Annotated in this window: 13 protein-coding genes; 7 read left to right on the top strand and 6 right to left on the bottom strand. The window is 65.6% G+C overall.

Features of this window, described 5'->3' with window-relative positions:
* The first annotated feature begins 230 nt into the window (after window positions 1-230).
* The 3 genes from H7A86_RS15930 (at window position 231) to fhuE (ending at window position 6,469) form a co-directional block, all read left to right on the top strand.
* Window positions 231-1,511 carry a dicarboxylate/amino acid:cation symporter gene (locus H7A86_RS15930; RefSeq protein ID WP_180707915.1) on the top strand — a complete coding sequence of 427 codons (1,281 nt, stop codon included), beginning with the start codon at window positions 231-233 and terminating at the stop codon, window positions 1,509-1,511.
* Window positions 1,512-1,751: 240 nt separating this feature from the next.
* Entirely contained in the window at window positions 1,752-3,752 is a 2,001-nt protein-coding gene (gene tkt, locus H7A86_RS15925; protein WP_119131029.1) for a transketolase, read from the top strand.
* Between the two features lie 524 nt (window positions 3,753-4,276).
* The gene (gene fhuE, locus H7A86_RS15920; RefSeq protein ID WP_119131030.1) at window positions 4,277-6,469 is read left to right on the top strand and encodes a ferric-rhodotorulic acid/ferric-coprogen receptor FhuE; all 2,193 of its coding nucleotides are present in this window, start codon (window positions 4,277-4,279) and stop codon (window positions 6,467-6,469) included.
* Between the two features lie 282 nt (window positions 6,470-6,751).
* Here the strand turns inward: fhuE and H7A86_RS15915 are convergent, their stop codons facing one another.
* A complete protein-coding gene (locus tag H7A86_RS15915; protein WP_180708163.1) occupies window positions 6,752-7,729 on the bottom strand; it encodes a LysR family transcriptional regulator in 978 nt (325 codons plus the stop codon).
* 98 nt (window positions 7,730-7,827) lie between these two features.
* Between H7A86_RS15915 and H7A86_RS15910 the strand changes: the two genes are divergently transcribed.
* Window positions 7,828-8,589, top strand: a complete 762-nt coding sequence (locus tag H7A86_RS15910; RefSeq protein WP_119131032.1) for an SDR family NAD(P)-dependent oxidoreductase — start codon at window positions 7,828-7,830, stop codon at window positions 8,587-8,589.
* 55 nt (window positions 8,590-8,644) lie between these two features.
* On the opposite strand, the gene H7A86_RS15905 is transcribed toward H7A86_RS15910, so the two are convergent.
* The 5 genes from H7A86_RS15905 to H7A86_RS15885 all read right to left on the bottom strand — a co-directional run bounded on the left by H7A86_RS15905 (window position 8,645) and on the right by H7A86_RS15885 (window position 16,785).
* Complete coding sequence (locus tag H7A86_RS15905) at window positions 8,645-9,373, bottom strand: M23 family metallopeptidase (protein WP_119127507.1); 729 nt, start codon at window positions 9,371-9,373, stop codon at window positions 8,645-8,647.
* Between the two features lie 2 nt (window positions 9,374-9,375).
* Window positions 9,376-10,299: a L,D-transpeptidase family protein gene (locus H7A86_RS15900; protein ID WP_180497037.1), complete on the bottom strand. Its 924-nt coding sequence runs from the start codon at window positions 10,297-10,299 to the stop codon at window positions 9,376-9,378.
* A 369-nt stretch (window positions 10,300-10,668) separates the two neighbouring features.
* The gene (locus H7A86_RS15895) at window positions 10,669-13,383 is read right to left on the bottom strand and encodes a TonB-dependent receptor (RefSeq protein ID WP_119131034.1); all 2,715 of its coding nucleotides are present in this window, start codon (window positions 13,381-13,383) and stop codon (window positions 10,669-10,671) included.
* A 136-nt stretch (window positions 13,384-13,519) separates the two neighbouring features.
* Complete coding sequence (locus tag H7A86_RS15890) at window positions 13,520-14,695, bottom strand: phosphatidylinositol-specific phospholipase C1-like protein (protein ID WP_119131035.1); 1,176 nt, start codon at window positions 14,693-14,695, stop codon at window positions 13,520-13,522.
* A gap of 131 nt (window positions 14,696-14,826) precedes the next feature.
* The gene (locus H7A86_RS15885; protein ID WP_180707914.1) at window positions 14,827-16,785 is read right to left on the bottom strand and encodes an acetyl-CoA hydrolase/transferase C-terminal domain-containing protein; all 1,959 of its coding nucleotides are present in this window, start codon (window positions 16,783-16,785) and stop codon (window positions 14,827-14,829) included.
* 150 nt (window positions 16,786-16,935) lie between these two features.
* Between H7A86_RS15885 and H7A86_RS15880 the strand changes: the two genes are divergently transcribed.
* From H7A86_RS15880 to H7A86_RS15870, 3 genes are read left to right on the top strand one after another with little or no spacing between them, the layout of a single operon-like run.
* Complete coding sequence (locus H7A86_RS15880; protein ID WP_180707913.1) at window positions 16,936-17,304, top strand: BlaI/MecI/CopY family transcriptional regulator; 369 nt, start codon at window positions 16,936-16,938, stop codon at window positions 17,302-17,304.
* Window positions 17,294-18,592, top strand: a complete 1,299-nt coding sequence (locus H7A86_RS15875; protein ID WP_119131036.1) for a TonB family protein — start codon at window positions 17,294-17,296, stop codon at window positions 18,590-18,592. Before H7A86_RS15880 ends, H7A86_RS15875 begins: the two co-directional genes overlap by 11 nt.
* Window positions 18,592-19,176, top strand: coding sequence for a hypothetical protein (locus tag H7A86_RS15870; protein ID WP_119127518.1), 585 nt, complete (start codon window positions 18,592-18,594; stop codon window positions 19,174-19,176). The genes H7A86_RS15875 and H7A86_RS15870 overlap by 1 nt, the downstream gene beginning before the upstream one ends.
* Window positions 19,177-19,194 lie beyond the last annotated feature (18 nt).

The following is a 19,194-nucleotide window of genomic DNA, read 5'->3' as shown; positions in this document are numbered from 1 at the left end:
TGCTTTACGCGTCGCATCCCGATGAGGCCTGGGCACTGCGGATGGAGCACTTGCAGCGCGGCTGATCCGCGGGCTGGTCGCAGGGGTCCTCGCCCGCTAACAGCTGCATCACCGGATGTCGTGAGGAATACCTACCCTCGGGCGGGCGCGTGGCGGCCGGCCGGGTAGGTGGCCGCGTCGATGGCGTTTGTTAAGCTCCGGGGCTTGTGTCCAGATCAAGGCCTGACCAGATGACTGCATCCCCCGCCGCGCGCCGCCCGGGCCTGCCCCTGCATTGGAAGATGGGCATTGGCTTCGCCGTCGGTCTGCTGCTGGGTCTGGCGGTCTACTACCTGGCCGGCAGCGATGCCGATTGGGTGCGTATGGTGACCAGGTACGTCACCACTCCGTTCTCGCAGATCTTCCTCAATCTGATCTTCATGCTGATCGTGCCGTTGCTGTTTTCGGCATTGGTGATGGGCATTTCCGAAATGGGCGACATCCGCGCGCTCGGGCGGGTGGGGTGGCGCACCCTGGGTTACACCATCGTGCTGTCCGGCGTGGCGGTGTTGCTGGGGCTGGTGTTGGTCAATGTGCTCAAGCCTGGTGCGGGCGTGGATCCGCAACTGGCCAACCAGTTGATCCAGCAGAACGCCGAGCGCACCCGCGAAATCATCTCCAGCTCCGGCACCCAGCCGCAGGGCATGGACATGCTGCTGTCGATCGTGCCCAGCAACGTGATCGCTGCGGCGTCCAGCAACGGTGCGATCCTGTCGCTGATGTTCTTTGCGGTGATGTTCGGCGTGGGCATGGTGCTGACCGCCGATGAAAAAGTGGCCACGCTCAAGCGCGGCATCGAAGGCATCTTCGAAATCTCGATGACCCTGATCGGCCTGGTGATCCGCCTGGCGCCGTATGCGGTGGCCTGTTTCATGTTCAACCTGGCCGCGCTGTTCGGCTTCGATCTGTTGATCCGTCTGGGCGCTTACGTGGGCGTGGTGGTGCTGGCGCTGGGCCTGCACATGGTGGTCAGCTACGGGCTGGCGGTGAAGTTCGCCGGGCGCTCGCCGATCGGCTTCTTCCGGCAGACCCAGGAGGCCACGATGATGGCCTTCTCCACCGCCTCCAGCAACGCCACCCTGCCGACCGCCCTGCGCGTGGCCGACGAGATGGGCCTGCCGCCGCGGGTGTCGCGCTTCGTGCTGACCGTGGGCGCGACCGCCAACCAGAACGGCACCGCCTTGTTCGAAGGGGTGACGGTGATCTTCCTGGCGCAGTTCTTCAACGTGGACTTGAGCCTGGGCCAGCAGTTCATGGTGATGCTGGTGTGCATCCTGGGCGGCATCGGCACCGCCGGCGTGCCCTCCGGCTCGCTGCCGGTGGTGGCGTTGATCTGCGCGATGGTCGGGGTCAACCCGGTCGGCATCGGCATGATCCTGGGCGTCAATCACTTCCTGGACATGTGCCGGACGGCGCTGAACGTGACCGGCGATCTGGCGCTGACGACCCTGGTTGCCAAGGGCGAGGAATAGGGAATTGGGAATCGGGAATGGGTAAAGCGGGCTGTTGCGATCGGTACGTGTAATGGGAGGTCATGCCACACCGGGGGCAAGAGTTGCGGTGCGAGCAGCGATAGCGGCCAACCCGCAACACTGCATCCGATTCCCCATTCCCAATTCTCCACTCCCGACTCCCCATCCCCCTAACGCGCTCTGTGGGAGAATAAGCGTCTCCGCTTCCAGCGGTGTTCCCCTCCGCTTCCATAGACGCCCATGACCCAGCCCACCCGCCGCCAGCTGGCCAACGCCATCCGTTTTCTCGCCGCCGATGCGGTCGAAGCCGCCAAATCCGGCCATCCCGGCATGCCGATGGGCATGGCCGATATTGCCGAAATGCTGTGGAACGATTTCTTCCGGCACAACCCGAACAACCCGCAGTGGTTCAACCGCGACCGTTTCGTGCTGTCCAACGGCCACGGCTCGATGCTGCAGTACGCGCTGCTGCACCTGTCCGGCTACGACCTGCCGATCGAGCAGCTCAAGCAGTTCCGCCAGCTGCATAGCAAGACCGCCGGCCATCCCGAGCGCAGCGAAACCCCCGGGGTGGAGACCACCACCGGTCCGCTCGGGCAGGGCTTTGCCAATGCGGTCGGGTTCGCGCTGGCCGAAAAGTTGCTGGCGCAGCGCTACAACCGCCCGGAGCTGGAAATCGTCGACCACCGCACCTGGGTGTTCATGGGCGATGGTTGCATGATGGAAGGCATTTCCCACGAAGCCGCCTCGCTGGCCGGCACCTGGGGCCTGGGCAAGCTGGTCGCGTTCTGGGACAACAACCAGATCTCCATCGACGGCAACACCGCCGGCTGGTTCAGCGACAACACCCCGGAGCGTTTCGAGGCCTATGGCTGGCATGTGATCCGCGATGTGGACGGACATGACGCCGAGAAGATCAAGGCCGCCATCGAGACTGCGCTGGACAATACCGACAAGCCCACGCTGATCTGCTGCCGCACCAAGATCGGCTTCGGTGCGCCGAGCAAGGCCGGCAAGGAATCCTCGCATGGCGCACCGCTGGGCCAGGAAGAACTCGAGGGTGCACGCAAGGCGCTGGAATGGCCGTACGGCCCGTTCGAGATTCCCGAGGAGATCTATGCTGGCTGGCGCGCCAACGGCACCGGCACGCTGCGTCAGGCCGAGTGGGAGCAGCTGTTCGACAAGTACGGCAAGCAGTATGCGGCCGAAGCTGCCGAGCTGACCCGCCGCTCGCATGCCGAGCTGCCGGCCGACTTCATCGCCCAGGCCGATGCCTATATCGCCAAGGCACAGCGGGACGGCCAGACCATCGCCTCGCGCAAGGCCTCGCAGCTGGCGATCGAAGCGTTCGCGCCGTTGCTGCCGGAACTGATCGGCGGCTCGGCCGATCTGGCGCATTCCAACCTGACCTTGTGGAAGGCCAGCAAGTCGGTGGCCACCGATGACCCGAATGCCAACTACGTCTACTACGGCGTGCGCGAGTTCGGCATGACCGCCATCGCCAACGGCCTGGCGCTGCATGGCGGCTTCATTCCGTTCGACGCCACCTTCCTGGTGTTCAGCGATTACGCGCGTAACGGCGTGCGCATGAGTGCGCTGAATCCGGCCCACGCCATCCATGTGTACACGCACGACTCGATCGGCCTGGGCGAAGACGGCCCGACCCATCAGCCGGTGGAACACCTGGCCTCGCTGCGCTACATCCCCAACAACGATGTGTGGCGCCCGGGCGATGCGGTGGAATCGGCGGTGAGCTGGAAGGCCGCCATCACCCGCAAGGACGGCCCGAGCTGCCTGGTGTTCAGCCGCCAGAACCTGCAGCACCAGCCGCGCAGCGACGAGCAGCTCAAGCTGATCGAGCGCGGCGGTTATGTGTTGGCCGATGCCGAAGGCGGTACGCCCGACGTGATCCTGATCGCCACCGGGTCGGAAGTCGGGCTGGCGGTGGAAGCCAAGCAAACCCTGGACGCGGCCGGCCTGAAGACGCGCGTGGTGTCGATGCCGTCGACCGATGTATTCGATCGCCAGGATGCGGCCTATCGCGAGTCGGTGCTGCCGAATGCGGTGCGCAAGCGCGTGGCGGTGGAAGCGGGCGTGACCGGCTTCTGGCGCAAGTACGTGGGCCTGGATGGCGATGTGGTCGGCATCGATACCTTCGGTGCCTCGGCGCCGGCGGATCAGCTGTACGCGTACTTCAAGATCACCGCCGAGCATGTGGTTGCGGCGGCCAAGGCGCTGTAAGGCCTTGCGTATTGCCTGAAGAAAGCCGGCGAAAGCCGGCTTTTTTGTGAGGCTCGTGCGCAAAGGGGGGGGCATCGTGCAGCGGACCATTGCGCGCGTCAGTGCGCGTCGTCGGCCAGCGCCGATGCGCGGATCCTTGTCAGCGCCTGTAACTGCGCATCCCGCATCGGCGTATTGGGATCGTGCCCGATGCGTGGCAGCACGGGGTTGCCTGGTCTGGACAGACAGTCCATCGAAACGGGCCGTGCTGCTCTCCTTGGGACGGCCGGATCGGGTCCGCGCTGGTGGATCGCTATGGCGATGGCGGACCGTGGGGATGCAGATCGATCTGCGGGCCCCACAGCCAGGTAGCGCTCGCTTGTGTCAAGCGGATGCTAAAAAAATGTCAATCCGGCTGTTTAAAATGTGAATCATTCCCATTAAAATGGCGCGCTGCCGGTGGTCCGGCACAGCGTTCCTCCCCCCTGTTGCCGGCGCGGCGTCTTCGCAGCGCGTGGTCCGACCCGTCTGCGTTGGAGTCCCCGATGATCCGTAGTACCGAATTGCGTCTTGCTTCCGTGGGCGCGCGTCGCCATGTCCTGCCGCGCGCGCTGCTGGCCGCGCTGTGCACGATGGCCGCCGGCCAGGTGCTGGCCGAGACGCCTGCTGCCGCCCCCGATGCCGAGGTCACCACGCTGGACCGGCTGATCGTGCAGGGGGAACAGGCCAAGGGCTACACGGTGGAGAAGACCACCGCCGGCACGCGCATGGACCTGTCGTTGCGGGAGATTCCGCAGTCGGTGACCGTGATCACCCGCGACCGCATGGACGACCAGAACCTGCAGAGCATCACCGACGTGCTCAACAACGTCACCGGCATCTCGGTGGCGCAGAGCGACAGCGAGCGGCTGGAGTTCTACGCACGCGGCTTCTACATCGACAACTACCAGTTCGACGGCATCCCGGCCTACATGGAGCAGGCCTGGAGCTACGGTGACTCGGCGCTGGACGTGGCGCTGTACGACCGCGTCGAAGTGGTGCGTGGCGCCACCGGCCTGCTCACCGGTTCGGGCAATCCGTCGGCCTCGATCAACCTGGTGCGCAAGCATGCGCTCAGCCGCGACTTCACCGGCACCGTGTCGGTGGGTGGCGGCGATTTCAACAAGACCCGCAGCGTGGCCGATGTCACCGTGCCGCTCAGCCCCAGCGGCAACGTGCGCGCACGGGTGATCGGCGTGTACCAGGACGGCGAGTCGGACATGGACCGCTACAACCTGCGCAAGAAGATCGGCTCGGCCATCATCGACGCCGACCTCACCGACAGCACCTTGCTGAGCGTGGGCTACGAGTACCAGAAGAAGGAATCGGACGATGTCACCTGGGGCGGCTTCCCGCTGTTCTACAGCGATGGCACCCGCACGAGCTACGATCGTTCGTTCAACCCGGCGACCGACTGGACGTTCTGGGACACGCGCCTGCAGCGCACCTTCGCCAGCCTGCAGCAGAGCTTCGACAACGGTTGGACCCTCAAGGCCAATCTGAGCCACGAGAAGACCGAAGCGGCCAATCACCTGTTCTATCCGTTCTATACGATCTTCGGGTTCGACCGTGCCACCGGCGGCGGCGTGGTGCCGTACTCGGGCAACTACCTGACCGAGCGCAAGGCCGATGGTGCCGATGTCTATGCCGAAGGCCCGTTCCAGCTGTTCGGCCGCGAGCATCAGCTGGTCGCCGGCGCCAGCTACAACCGCCGGGAGTATGTCAATAACGGCACCTTCGATTTCCCGGCGGCACTTGACAGCTACTTCGGCTGGACCGGCGCGTACCCGGAACCCAACTGGAGCCCACGCACGGTGCAGAGCGACGGTACCATCAAGCAGAAGGCCGCCTATGTGGCTGCACGCTTCTCGCTGGCAGATCCGCTGACGCTGCTGGTGGGTGCGCGCTATACCGATTGGCAGATCGATGGCCGCAACTTCGATTCGACCACGCAAGGCCTGGTGCCGTTCTCCGACACCCAGACTGAAGTCACCCCGTACGCCGGCCTGGTCTACGATATCAACGACGTGTGGTCGACCTACGTCAGCTACACCGAAATCTTCAATCCGCAGACCCTGCGCGATGCCAATGGCGGCTACCTGGATCCGTTGAGCGGCAAGGGCTACGAGGCCGGCGTCAAGGCCGCGTGGTTCGACGACAGGCTCAATGCCTCGCTGGCGGTGTTCCGCATCGAGCAGGACAACCTGGGCGTGGCCACCGGCGGCTTCGTGCCCGGTAGCAGTGAATCGGCGTACCAGGCCGCCAACGGCGTGGTCAGCGAAGGCTTCGATTTCGAGGTGTCCGGGCGGGTGACCGAGGGCTGGAACACCACCTTCGGCGCCTCGCACTACACCGCACGCGATGACAACGGCACCTCGATCAACACGCATCTGCCGCGCACCACCCTCAAGCTGTTCAACAGCTACACCCCGCAGGGTGCGTGGAGCGATCTGACCGTGGGCGGCGGCGTCAACTGGCAGAACCGCTCGTACTACGTGGATCCGGCCTACGGCACCTTCCAGCAAGGCGCCTACGCACTGGTCAGCGCCTTCGCGCGCTACCGGCTGTCGCCGCAGTTCTCGGTGCAGCTCAACGTCGACAACCTGCTCGACAAGCGTTACTACGCGCAGTTCAACGGTGGCTATGGCGCATGGGGCGCATCGCGCAACGGCATGCTGACCTTCAACTACACGTTCTGATCGCTGACCAGGCCGGGCGCGCTTTCAGCGCCTGGCCTGCCACTGCAACGATGCAGGCACCTCGCAACAGGTGCCTGTTTTCTTGTCTGTAGCCTGCGGGCCGATCCTAGGTCTGTTGCACGTATTGCACTGCCTGCGCTGCATGCAGGGATCGGTGTGCCTCAGTGGAATCGATCTGGTGCACAAGGCGCTGATGGCCGGTCCCGCCAGCGTCGGCGTGCTGCAGACCCGCTTCCACACGCGCATGCGCGCCGACGTGCCGGCAATCGCATCCACGGCGGGCTAGGGCTGCAACGGCTCCAGATGCGGCGCCATCACCTCTGCAACCCAGTCCATGAACGCGCGTACGCGTTGCGGCAGGTGGCGACGCTGCGCGTAGAGCAGCGTGACCGGCATCGGTTCCGGTGCAAGGTCGGCAAGCACTTCGATCAGTGCGCCGCTGTCCAGATACGGACGCAGCGGGCTGGCCGGCGCCTGGATGATGCCCAGGTCCGCCAATGCCGCAGCGAGATAGGCATCGCCGTTGTTGACCGTGACCGGCCCGCGCATCGGCAGCAGCTGGTAGGCGTGTCCGTCGTGGTACTCGAAGCCGGACGAGCGCTGGCCCAGCGTCGGCACGTAATGCACCAGGTCGTGGTGTGCCAGATCGTCCAGGCGCTGCGGCATGCCCCGTCGTGCGAGGTAGCCGGCACTGGCGCAGCTAATGATGCGAAACGCACCGAGCGGCCGTGCGACCAGGTTGGTGTCTTCGAGCGTGCCTACGCGCACCACGCAATCGAAGCCTTCGCGCACCACATCCACGCGCCGGTCGGTGCCGCTGATTTCCACTTCCAGCTGCGGGTGCTGCGCCAGGAATCCGGGCAATGCGGGAATCACGAATGTGCGCGCGATGCCGGAGGACATGTCCACCCGCAGGCGCCCACGCAGCTGGCTGCGTTCGCGCTGAAACATGCTCTGCAACTCGTCCATGTCGTCGAGCAGGTCGCGGCTGCGCTGGTAGAACGCGGTGCCGTCGCCGGTGAGTTGCACGCGGCGCGTCGTGCGATGCAGGAGTTGCGTGCCGAGCGAGGCTTCGAGGCGCTGTACGGCGGTGGAGACGCTGGCTTTGGGTAGCCCCAGCGTGTCGGCGGCACGCGTAAAGCTGCCGAGCTCAGCCACGCGCAGGAAGGCGCGCAGCGACTCCAGGGTGTCCATCGATTGGTCGAGGTTCTTGAACGGTGCAATCAGGTTGGACTGATTTATGCGGTGCGGCAAGCGCAATAGTCTTGGCACGGTCAGGCACTGTCACGCCCGTCTCGCGGTCACGGCTGGTTTGTTGATCGCTCCACATCGCATGCAACACGCACCGGAGTCCATCCATGTCGACCACCACACCGATCACCCTGATGACCGGCGGCAGCCGCGGCCTGGGCCGCAATGCCGCGCTTGCGCTCGCTGCAGACGGCAGCGATATCGTGCTGACCTACCGCAGCCAGGCAGATGAGGCGGCTGCGGTGGTCGCGCAGATCCGCCAGCTCGGCCGCCGCGCGCAGGCATTGCCGCTGGATGTTGCCGACACCGCGTCGTTTGCGGCATTCGCCGCGCAGTTGAAGCAGGTGCTGGCCGGTTGGGACCGCACGCAGTTCGATGCGCTGGTCAACAACGCGGGCGCCGGGTTGCATGCGGCCATCGCCGACACCACGCAGGCGCAGTTCGACGCACTGGTCAACCTCCATCTCAAGGGGCCGTATTTCCTGACCCAGGCGCTGTTGCCGCTGATCGCCGATGGCGGACGCATCCTCAATGTGTCCAGTGGCCTGGCACGCTTCGCGCTGCCCGGTGCATCGGCTTACGCGATGATGAAAGGCGGCGTGGAAGTGTTCACCCGTTATCTGGCCAAGGAACTGGGGGCGCGTGGCATTCGTGCCAATACGCTGGCGCCGGGCGCGATCGAAACGGACTTCAACGGCGGGACCGTGCGCGATAACGCCCAGGTCAACGCGATGGTGTCGTCGGTCACGGCGCTGGGACGGCCAGGACTGCCGGACGATATCGGGCCGGTGGTTGCTGCGTTACTTGCGCCGGGGACGGGGTGGATCAATGCGCAGCGCATCGAGGTATCGGGCGGGATGTTGATCTAAATGCGAAGGCCTGCGCATCACGCGCAGGCCTGTGTCTGCATCGCCACGTCGTGCGTCACTGCAGGGGTTGATCGCCATGCAACACGGGATAGGGATTCAAGACCTCTCCCTTCCACCATTGTTTTTCCGGTCCCAGGCGATGGATCTCGAAGTGCAGATGCGGCGCGGCGGGATCGGCATTGCCGGTGCTGCCGACGTAGCCGATGATCTGGCCGCGCTTGATCGACTGCTTTTCTGCCAGGCCGTCGGCATAGCGCTCCAGGTGCGCATAGTAGTAGCAGTACGTCCCGGCCGGGTCGAATTGATAAATGGTCAGGCCGCCGCGTTCGCTGTTGAACAGTTTCTCGACCGTACCGTCTGCCACCGCAATCACCGGCGTGCCGGTCGGCGCAAGAATGTCGATGGCATCGTGCACGCGGCCTTCGCTGCGTGCATCGGTAAACGTATTCTGCAGCTGGCCGCTGCTGATGCCTTGCACCGGAATCAGCAGGCCGCTACCTGCACTTGCAGCGTCAGGCGAGGGCGCGGATGCCGCCACGGTTGGCGCGTCTGCAGCACCTGCCGTTCCGGTGGAGGGCGACGCGGCAACGGCGGGAGCAGCGGCAGCCGGAGCAGCAGCGGAGGATGCCGCCGGCCCGGCGCCTGCCGTTTGGGCCTGCGCTGCCACCGCAGACGCAGTGGCAGAAGTGGGTGCCACCGCCGCCTGCGGGGCCTCGCGTTCCAGCCACCAATAACCGGCCGCACCGAGCAAGACGCCCACCACCAGCATCATCAGCAGTTTCATGCTTACTCCTGCATCACCACCGGCATGGACGGGCCAACCACGCTGGCCAGGTTGACCACGTCCCAGTTGGTCAGGCGCACGCAGCCATGCGATTCGGTCTTGCCGACATGGCCCGGTTCCGGCGTGCCATGCAGGCCGTAATGCGGTTTGGACAGATCGATCCACACGCGGCCAACCGGATTGTTCGGGCCGGAGGGCAGGGTGGCCTTCTGGTCCCCCTTCTTCGCGTCCCAGAACAGCTTGGGGTTGTACTTGAACACCGGATCGCGCGCGACGCCCAGCACCTTCCAGCGGCCGATCGGCAGCGGATCGTGCTTGCTGCCGGAAGACACCGGGAACTGCGCGTATACCTTGCCGTCGGCATCGAACAGGCGCAGCGTCGATTCGGACTTGTCGACCACCAGCTTGGCCGGCTTGGCCAACGGCGGGACACCGTCGATGTTCGGCACCTGGATCACGCCGCCGGCCTTGTTCAAGTCCACGCCGGGGTTGAGTTGGCGCAGCAGCTCCGGCGCGGCATGGAACCGTTCGCCCAGCGCCTCGTCCACCGAGGTGTAGCCCAGTGACGTCAGCTTGGCCTGTTCGGCCGGTCCCTTCGGAATCGGCTGGAACGGTCCGGCCACATCGGCATCGGTGAGCGTGTATTGCACCAGCGCCGGCGTGCTGTCGGCCTGCAATGCCTGCCAGGTGGCGTCATCCAGCTCGCCGGTCACCTTGATCTTGTGCGCGGCCTGAAATCCCGACACGGCGCGCTGTTGATTGGAGCCACGCTCGCCATCGATCTGTCCCGGCGAGAAATGCGCACGATCCAGCAACACCTGCGCATGCAGGTCCGAGCGCGGACCAGTCGGCACGACGGTCGCAGCGGGCGTTGCTGCCGCAGCAGGTGCGGCGGCGGGCTGCGGCGCTTGCGCCAGTGCGGACAGGGAAGTGCCCAGAGCAAGGGCGAGCAAGCAGGCGCGAGCGTGGGTGCGTGGTGGCATGAGCAGGTCCGAAAGAGGCATGCGCGCACCTTGCCCGAGCCGCCTGCGTGGTCTGTGTGAAATGGCTGCACCGGGACTGACTGACGACGCGGTCTCGATGCGAATCGTGCGTGGATATCTGTGATTTCTCTTCCGCGCAGCTGTCGATGCGATGCGTCCGCCTGGCTAGGTTTCTCCCCGGCGATGGCGTGCGTCGTGCACGATGCAGCAATCGATCGCCCGGGTGTCAGTCAGGCGATCGATTCGAGAGCAAGTGCAAACCCGGTCCCTGCAGCGGCAGACATCGCCCCGCAGCTGTCTGCCGATCCGCCGTCAGTAGGTGTAGCCCAAGGTCAGCAAGTACACCCGCCCGGTTTGCACATAGGCGCCGTCGGCACCGGAGTCGTAGGCCATGTAGCGCTTGGACCTACCCTGGGTTTCGTAGAACGTGGCGGCATTGAGCAGATTCTTGGCCAACACCCCCACATCGACGTGGTGCGGGAGATGATAGGTCGCAGTGAAGTCCAGCGATTTGACCGGTTGCAGGTAATAGTTGAGCCGGTCGCTGGTCAGCCCAAGCAATTGCAGGCCGGTGTAGTTGTAGCTCAGGTCAGTGCGCAGATGCGTATCGTCGTAGAACAGATCCAGGTTGTAGATGCGCTCGGGTGCACGCGGCAGCCAGGTCTTTTCCGGTTGATCGCTGCGTTTGCTGTCCGCCTGGCTGTGCTGCAGCGTGAGGTTGGCGCTGACACCAACGTTGCTCCACAGTCCCGGCAGTCCCTGCAGGCGCTTGTTCGCTGCCAGCTCCAGTCCATACAGCGTTGCGGTGCCGCCGTTCTGCGGCATGGTCACCGGCACGCCGTTTTCGAAGCTGGTGCCGGTCGGTACCAGCCCGCCCAGCGTGTTGTCGTTGCTGGTGGCCGATTGCGAGGTGTAGATGAAGCCGGTGATGCGCTTGTAATAGGTCGATGCGCTGAGCACACCGCCGCTGTGGTCGTAGAATTCGGCAGAGAGATCGGCGTTGTCGGCCTTGCTCGGATGCAGGTCGGGATTGGGCTTGGAGATGCCCACCACCTGCTGGGTGTCGTCGATGGTGTACACCGTTTCGCCGGAAATCAGGCCGAATGCCGGGCGGCTGAAACTGCGGCGCAACGAGGCGCGGTAGACGGTGAGATCATCCGGGCGATAGTTGACGCTGATGCCCGGCAACACCTGTCCGTAGGTGCTGCCGGTGCCGACGAAGCTGCCGGTGCTGCCGTCGCCGCTGGACTGCCACGATTGTGCCGAATAGCGTGTCAGCTCGTAGCGCACGCCGGGCAGCACGCTCACCGAGCCGACATGCAGTGCGGCCATCGCATAACCGGAATAGATTGCCTCGGTGCTGGAGGTGGTGTTGGCGTTGTAGTCGTTGGCGGTATAGACACCGGCGCCGTTGGGATCGTTGACGTACTTGTAGGGCAGCGCCTGCGCAAGCATCCAGTTGCGGTCCAGCAGCTTGAACGGGCCGGCGTAGCGGCCATCGAAGGCGTTATAGGTGACGCGGCCCGGGATCGCGCTCAGTGGCGGCCCGCCTGCAGTGGGGAAGGCGTAATTGGGCCCGCCAAAATACGGCCCGTTGGTGACGAAGTTGCTGTCCTTGTGGAAGAACGGGTGATCGTAGGCGCCGCGATCGGAGTGGTCGGCAGACAGGCCGAGCTTGACGCTGTCCAGCACATCGCCATCGACCTGGTAGGTGATATCGGTGTGCGCGTTGATGCGGTTGTCGTGGCTGCCGGCGTCATGCCCCTGCACCTTCCACAACAACGAGGAATCCAGGTTGTAGAAGAAGTCCTGCAGGGCAGGCGTGCTCGGCGCGATGCTGGGATAGCGCGGGTTACTGAGATCGAAGGCGAAGCTGCCGGGCGTAAAGCCATACAGGCTGGCCGACACGTAGTCCGGACGGCTGCGGGTGCCGCGACCGACCGAGCTGCCGTAGTCGAAGCGCAAGCGCTCCAGCGTGGTCTGGCCTCCCAGCTGCAGCGTCGCCAGCTTTTCGTCGATATCGTGCGTGTTGAAATAGCCGCCGCGCACCGCGGTGGGCTGGTTGCGATAGGTTTCCAGGCGCGCGCTGGACTGGTCCTGTTGTCCGGTGACGCCGTAGCTGCCGTAGATGGCACGCGCATACAGCGCGCTGTTGTCGCCTTGCCAATCCAGCGAGAGGTTGCCGCCGTAGCGTTCGATCTGGCTGGTGTAGAGGCTGTACTTGTAGCGGGTGCTGATCAACGGCCCGACATCGCGCAGGTCGGTTGCAGCGGCCAATGCGGGATCGGCCGGCAGGTACTTGCTGTTGGGCGCCGGCGCCTGCGCCATGTTGTTGTTCTTGCCGTAATACGCCGATGCGTAGAGGCCGAAGGCATGGCCATCGCCGAATTTCCAGGCCAGCTCCTGCTGGAATGTGCCGCCGGTGTGCTTGCCGCCCAGCTTCGAAGCCAGCGCGTTGAACTGGCCCTGCGCGGTGCTCTTGGCGTAGAGATCCTGGCCGAAGTCGAAGGCATTGGGCGTGCGCATGTCGATCGCGCCGCCGATCGAATCGCCGGGCATGTCGGGCGTGGGGGATTTGGACACCTGCACCGACTGGATGCCGAACGGCGCCAGCATGTTCAAGGAGATCGCACGGGTCGACGAATCGGTTTCCGGCATGCCGAAGCCGTTGAGCGTGTAGGCGTTGTAGCTGGCGTCCATGCCGCGAATGCTGACGTAGGCGTTTTCGCCGGTGGTGGCCTGGCCCAGATGCATGTCGCTGTATGCCGACAGGCCCGGCATATGCGAGACCACATCGGCGATGCCGCCCGAGGGGATCGCATCGATCTGCTGCTTGCTCATCACGCTGTTGACGCTGCTGGACAGGCGCTGTTCGTTGAGCGATCCCGGTGTGGCGGCGTGCTTGGCCTGCACGTTCACCGAATCCAGCGTGGTGGTGGCAGGCTCCGGCGTCTCGGCAAACGCGGGGGCGGACAGCGCCAGCGCGATGGCGCAGGTCAGGCGATGGATGGTGCGGGGGTGCTGCATGCAGTTGTCTCGCGTGGTTGGAGAACGTGGGGTGCCCGGCCCTCGTGACGCGGGTACGGGCGTGCGTCGCCGACGCCTTCCTTTGCGACAGCGCTGTGCTTGGGGCCGGGATTGCGACGACGATCGCGATCGCGACTCAATGCCTGAGGTCGACGCCCGTGCAGTGCGCCTGCGCCAGCTGCGGATTGCAGCGTGCGACGGCATCGCCGTCGAAACGCACCACATAACCGTTGCCGGCCGGCTCGTGTGCGGGGAAGTCGGTGCTGAGCAACTGCGCGCCACTGGCCAGCATGCGGTCGCGGCGGGTGGTGTCGTGTCGCAGCGCTTCCTTCAGGTCTGCGTCGGTCCGCGTGCGTACCAGATAGCCGGCTTTCACCAGCTGGGTGATCGTCTCGGCGGGGCCGTCGTTGAGTTCGGTGAACGCGGCATCGTCTTGGCCAGGCACGGCATTGGTGAAGCACACGCGTCCGCGCAGCGACGGATGCCCGGGCAGGTAGCTGGCACCGGCCGCACGTTGGTCCAGCAGGAACACCACCTTGCCGCGTGCCTGGTCCAACGACGGCCAGCCGTGCGCACGCACCGCGGCGTCGAGCGTGGCTGCGCTGCCACGGACCTGATCGGGGCTGAGGTACTCGCCGGGTCGAAACACCGAGCGCAGTTCGGCATCCAATGCATCCATCGCCGCCGCATCGAACGGCTCCGGCTGCACGGTCGGAAAGGCCAGTTGCATCGGTGCCTGCTTGGTTTCCAGCAGGATGAAGATCGGAACATGTCCGGGATGCTGCATCGACCACGCGCGCACTTCCTGCAGGCAGGCGATCAACGGCTGGCAGGTACTGCGCTGGTCCACATCCTGCACGTGCATGACCTTGAAGCCGGGCTTGTCCATCACCCCGGCGGGTGCGCTTGGCGCTGCGGGTGGCAAGCCGGCCCTGGCAACCTGCGCGACGATGGCCGGGTGTGCGTAGCGGCCGCCGTTGGCATCGGCGAAGACATCCAGTTCCAGTTGCCGGACACCATCGTACAGTTGTTGCCTCAGCGGCGGATGGCGGTAATCCAGCGCCGCGAACAGCTCCGGACTCAGTTGTTGCAGCAGCGTCGCTTCGCTGGGGGCGAAGCCGGCGTGGTAGCTGTTATGGCTGCCGATATATTGCAGGTCGGTAAGGCGGGGAGCGGCGTGCGCGGTCGCGCCGGCCATCAGCAGCAGGCCAAGGCATGCTGCGCTGCGTGTGCTGCTTCGCTTCGCGCGCGATGGCTTCGTTCTGCGGTCATTGCGTGGATTCAACGCCGAAACAGCGGGGAGCAAGCGCATGCAGCCAGGCCGGAAAGAAGGTACCCGCCATCATCGAGGCCAAATCTGACGCAAGGCTTTCCGCCGTGTTGCCGTCGTGCGTCATATTGCGGAAAACGCGCCATGGCATCGCGTCTCGCGACACGGACGGCTCAGTGCACTGCGGTTTTCCGCAAGGCATATGCCAGCAGCCGTGCCTGCACGCGCTCTGCACTGCTGCGTGGTGCATCCAGTGCCATCCGCTGCAGAGCGGCGGCACCGCTTGCATCGGCGGTATCGCGTGACAGCAGTGCGCGGCAGAGGGTCATCAGCTTGGCGCTGTTGCCAACCGTTGCGCGTTTGAGCCAGGTCAGGGCGCGCAGCACGCGCTGCTCGACCTCGCTGAAGTCGCTGCCGAGCGGGTAGTCGGGCAGGCTGCCATCGCAACGGAACGGCGCCAGCGCCTGTTCCAGCGCCTGGGGTGTGTTGCGTCGTGCACGCGCAGGCAATGCAGGGTCGCCACGCAGCTTGCGCGATGCCTTGGCGCTCGCCAGCAATGCGTCCTGGAAGCGTGCATCGCAGATGCCGGCCATCGCCAGCACGCAGTCCTGGTCGGTCTGGTGGCGCAGGTCGGCGATGCCGTACTCGGTGATGTACAGGTCGCGCAGATGGCGCGGGATGGTGGTGTGCCCGTAGTTCCAGCGCACATTGCTCGCTGCGTGCGCACCGGCATCGCGCGTGGCCCGCAGCATCAACGCGCTGCGCGCCTGCGGCAAGGCATGCGCCATCGCCACGAAGTTGTATTGGCCGCCGACACCGGAGACCACACGGCCATCTTCCAGCCCGTCGGACACCGCCGCGCCGAGCGCGGTGGCCATCATGCAGGAGTTGAAGAAGCGCGCATCGCGGCGTTGCAGGCGCTCCAGCGTTTCATTGCCGCCATACAGCTGGTTGATCTGGCTGATGCGGCGCATGCCGATGGCATCGCGCGTGTCCGCGTCCAGATCGCGCAGCCAGCGGTAGAAATCCGGCGAGCCGAGATAGAACGCGCCGTGCAGAAACTCGCCTTCGCGTGCCAGGCGCGCGTGATCGGCCGCGTCGGCGTCACCGTCGGCGATGCGCTGCATCAGCGGCAGATCATCGTGCACCTTGCGGCGGATCACGCCGCAGTCCACCAGCTGCTTGAAACCTTCATTGAGCATTTCGCTGCAGCCATACAGGCCGGTCTCGAACGGCGCCAGGCCACCGCTGGCGCGCACGGCAGGGTGTTGTTCCAGTTCCGGGTCCAGCGCATGCAGCACACGCCGATAGGTGGCGTTGTCGGTGTGTCGCAAGACCAAGGCATGGCTCAGCGCATCGGCCAGGGTGCCGATGCCGATCTGCAAGGTGCCGCCATCGCGGACTAGCGTGCTGGCATACAGACCGATGGCGTAGTCGACGCTGTTCACCGGTTGCCTGGGCAGGCCGAACAGGCGCGGCGACGGACCGGGCAGGTCGATGACCAGGTCGAAGAAGGCCTCTTCCACCGCCGCGGTGCCACCGATCCACGGCAGTTGCGTGTCCACTTCCGCCACCAGCATGGGGCGCGGCAGGCCAAGTGCCTGCACCGCATCCAGCGTGTCCTGGGTGATGTCGTTGTTGCACGACAACGACAGCCGCGTGCCGCCCGGTTCGCGCGCCACTTTCTGCACGATCAGGTTCGGTGCGCGCTGCGCCACTGCGGCAGCAGCGTGGGTGTAGTTGAGACTCGTGTAGTCGGCCTGCGCCTGGGTGGAGTGCAGCAGCCCGCCGGACTGCATGTAGAACTCTTCCACCTGCACATGCGCCGGCAGTGCATCGCGCAGCATGTCATCGACATAGGCAAGGCGGGGGAAATCCTCGCCGAAATGGCGCGCGATGAACGGGGCCGCAAAGCGCGCCTCCAGCCCCGTGCCCGGCTTGGGCGGGTTGAGCGACAACGCGGTATACAGCGCCAGTGGCCGCGTGGGCGTGTGCTTGAGCTGCGCATATAGCGCGTTCAATAGCCGGTGTGGCTTGCCGATGCCCAGCGGCGCGCCGATACGTAGCGGGCCGTTGAGGCGTTGCAGGATGTGCGCAACAGCGCTGGGCAGGTCGGTCAGATGGTCAGTCATCGGTGCAGGGTAGCCGAGGCGATGGCGGGGTGGTTACCCGGACTGCCGACAAGACCGGGTTGATGCACCCGTTGCCGCAAGGCTGTTGGGACGGGCTTGACAGGTCAAAGATTTACATGCGTAATCGATAAAAATTACGGATGTAATCGCATGCCGATCAGCGAAGCCGAAGCAGTGGTGATGCAGGTGCTCTGGGATGCGGCGCCGCGCAGCGCCGACGACGTGGTCGCCGCGCTGGCTGCCCACAGCGACTGGGCCGAGCCGACGGTGAAGACCCTGCTCAACCGCCTGCTTGGCAAGGGCGCCATCCGCGCGGTGAAAGAAGGGCGGCGCTATCTCTACTCGCCGGTGCTGGCGCGCGAGCAGTGGGTGCAGCAACAGAGCGAGGGGTTGCTGCAACGCCTGTTCGGTGGGCGGGTGGCGCCACTGGTGGCGCATTTCAGCGAGCGCGGAAAACTCAGCGCGTCCGATATCGCGGAGCTGAAACAACTGATCAAGGAGCTGGACGATGAACCCTGAGGCCTGGGTCCTGGTGTCGCGCGCAACGCTGTACATCACCGTCGCGCTGCTGGTCTGCCTGTTCCTGCGTCGCCCGCTGCGCAAGCTGTCGGGTGCCACCGCGGCGTATGCGATCTGGTCCTGCGTCCCGCTGGCCCTGGTGGCGGCCGTGTTGCCAGGCCCGTCTCTCGGCGTGGCGGTGCCGAGGTTACCGGCGCTGACTGCCCTGCCGGCGCTGTCCAGCGTGCAGGGCCAAGGCCAGGCGTGGGCAAGCTGGCTGGCAGCAGCGTGGCTGGGCGGCGTGGTGGTGATGGCGTTCGGAGTGTGGACGCGGCAACGGCGCTTCCTGCGCCGCCTGGGGCCGTTGCACCGGCTCGACCACCGGCTCTGGTCGGCCACGCACGATGTCGGCCTTCCCGCATCGCTGGGACTCTGGCGTCCGCGCATCGTGGTACCGGCGGATTTCAGCGTGCGCTACGACGCCGATGAGCGTGCGCTGATCCTGGCGCATGAGCGCATGCATCTGCGGCGCGGCGATCTGCACGCGAATCTGCTGGCAGCGCTGATGCTCTGCATCGGCTGGTTCAACCCGCTGATGCATCTGGCCTGGCGTGCGTTCCGGCTGGATCAGGAGCTGGCCTGCGATGCGGCCGTGCTGGCGCAACATCCGGGCAAGCGGCGCAGTTACGCCACGGCCATGCTCAAGACCCAGCTTGATGCCGGTTGCACGCAACTGGTCTGTCATTGGGCTGCGTCGCCTCCGTTGGCGCAACGGATCGCGGCACTGCGCGGTTTACCCGCAGCTGCCGGGCATGCGCGCTGGCGCGTGGTGATGGTGCTGCTGCTGGCGGCGACGATCAGCACCGCTGCCTGGGCCGTGCAGCCGGCGCGCATTGCGTTGCCGGCACACCCGGCGCTGGCGGCGGGCAACGCGGTGGATTTTTCCACGATGCAACCGCCGAGGTATCCGGCAGCCGCGGTCGACAAGGGCATCGAAGGTTTTGTCGAACTGCAGATCCAGGTCAGCCCGGGCGGCATACCGGAGCATATTGCCGTCGTGCAGAGCAGCCCGGCCGGCGTGTTCGATCAAGCGGTGCTGGAGGCAGCGCGTCAGTGGCGGCTGACACCTGCGTCTGCACATGGCAGGGCGATTGCTTCCACGGTGCGCGTGCCGGTGAAGTTCGAACTGGATGCGCCGGAGCAAACGTCCACGGCTGCCGATGCCGGCGCAGCGCACCCGGATGCGCCAGCGTCCAGCCGTCTTGCCGGTTGTGCCTCGGCAGGCTGCGCAATGCAGGAGAAGCCGTGATGCGATTTACTCCGATATGCACTGCAGCCCTGGCGCTGTCGCTCGGCGCATGTGCAACGCAGGGCGTGCAGGAACAGCAGCGCAGCCAGCGCGAAGATTCGGTGGACCAGCGCATGCTGAGCGCGCAGTCGGGCGGTGAAGGCGGCGGCTCCATCCGGTCTTACACACTGGCGCCGGCACAGCGTTTCCGGATGCCGCGCGCACTGCGCAGCGATGCGCCGGTGCTGCCGGCCGACTCGCCACGGCAGACACTGCCGCCGACCACCGTATGCGCGCATGTGATCCTGGCCGCCGACGGCGCGGTGCAGCGCGTCGACCCCATGTCCGATCGCGACGAATGCGCGGCCGGTCTGCTGCCGGACAACGCCGATTTGCTGCAGGCGGTGCGTACCACGGTGCAGCAGTGGCGGTTCGTGCCGGCCGCCCTGTGCACGTTTGCCGCCGGCGTGGCGCAGCCGGCGGCGCTGGACGACTGCAGCGGCGCGATCAGCGAGGAACCGGTACCGGTGACGCTGTCGTTCGCGTTCACCTTCGAAGTACGGCAGGGCAAGGTCAGCGTGCGGCAGGGCAAGGTGGCGCAATGAGCATGCGCATCGCTGTCA

The organism is Xanthomonas euroxanthea, assembly GCF_903989455.1.
GTDB lineage: Bacteria > Pseudomonadota > Gammaproteobacteria > Xanthomonadales > Xanthomonadaceae > Xanthomonas > Xanthomonas euroxanthea.
The sequence above is the reverse complement of the archived record's forward strand: the minus strand, read 5'-3'. Positions and strand labels throughout refer to the sequence as shown.

Excerpts from the sequence above, each read along its gene's own strand:
- H7A86_RS15930 (WP_180707915.1), top strand. The coding sequence starts at position 231 with ATGACTGCATCCCCCGCCGCGCGCCGCCCGGGCCTGCCCCTGCATTGG.
- tkt (WP_119131029.1), top strand. The coding sequence starts at position 1,752 with ATGACCCAGCCCACCCGCCGCCAGCTGGCCAACGCCATCCGTTTTCTC.
- fhuE (WP_119131030.1), top strand. The coding sequence starts at position 4,277 with ATGATCCGTAGTACCGAATTGCGTCTTGCTTCCGTGGGCGCGCGTCGC.
- H7A86_RS15910 (WP_119131032.1), top strand. The coding sequence starts at position 7,828 with ATGTCGACCACCACACCGATCACCCTGATGACCGGCGGCAGCCGCGGC.
- H7A86_RS15905 (WP_119127507.1), bottom strand. The coding sequence starts at position 9,373 with ATGAAACTGCTGATGATGCTGGTGGTGGGCGTCTTGCTCGGTGCGGCC.
- H7A86_RS15895 (WP_119131034.1), bottom strand. The coding sequence starts at position 13,383 with ATGCAGCACCCCCGCACCATCCATCGCCTGACCTGCGCCATCGCGCTG.
- H7A86_RS15890 (WP_119131035.1), bottom strand. The coding sequence starts at position 14,695 with ATGCGCTTGCTCCCCGCTGTTTCGGCGTTGAATCCACGCAATGACCGC.
- H7A86_RS15885 (WP_180707914.1), bottom strand. The coding sequence starts at position 16,785 with ATGACTGACCATCTGACCGACCTGCCCAGCGCTGTTGCGCACATCCTG.
- H7A86_RS15880 (WP_180707913.1), top strand. The coding sequence starts at position 16,936 with ATGCCGATCAGCGAAGCCGAAGCAGTGGTGATGCAGGTGCTCTGGGAT.
- H7A86_RS15875 (WP_119131036.1), top strand. The coding sequence starts at position 17,294 with ATGAACCCTGAGGCCTGGGTCCTGGTGTCGCGCGCAACGCTGTACATC.
- H7A86_RS15870 (WP_119127518.1), top strand. The coding sequence starts at position 18,592 with ATGCGATTTACTCCGATATGCACTGCAGCCCTGGCGCTGTCGCTCGGC.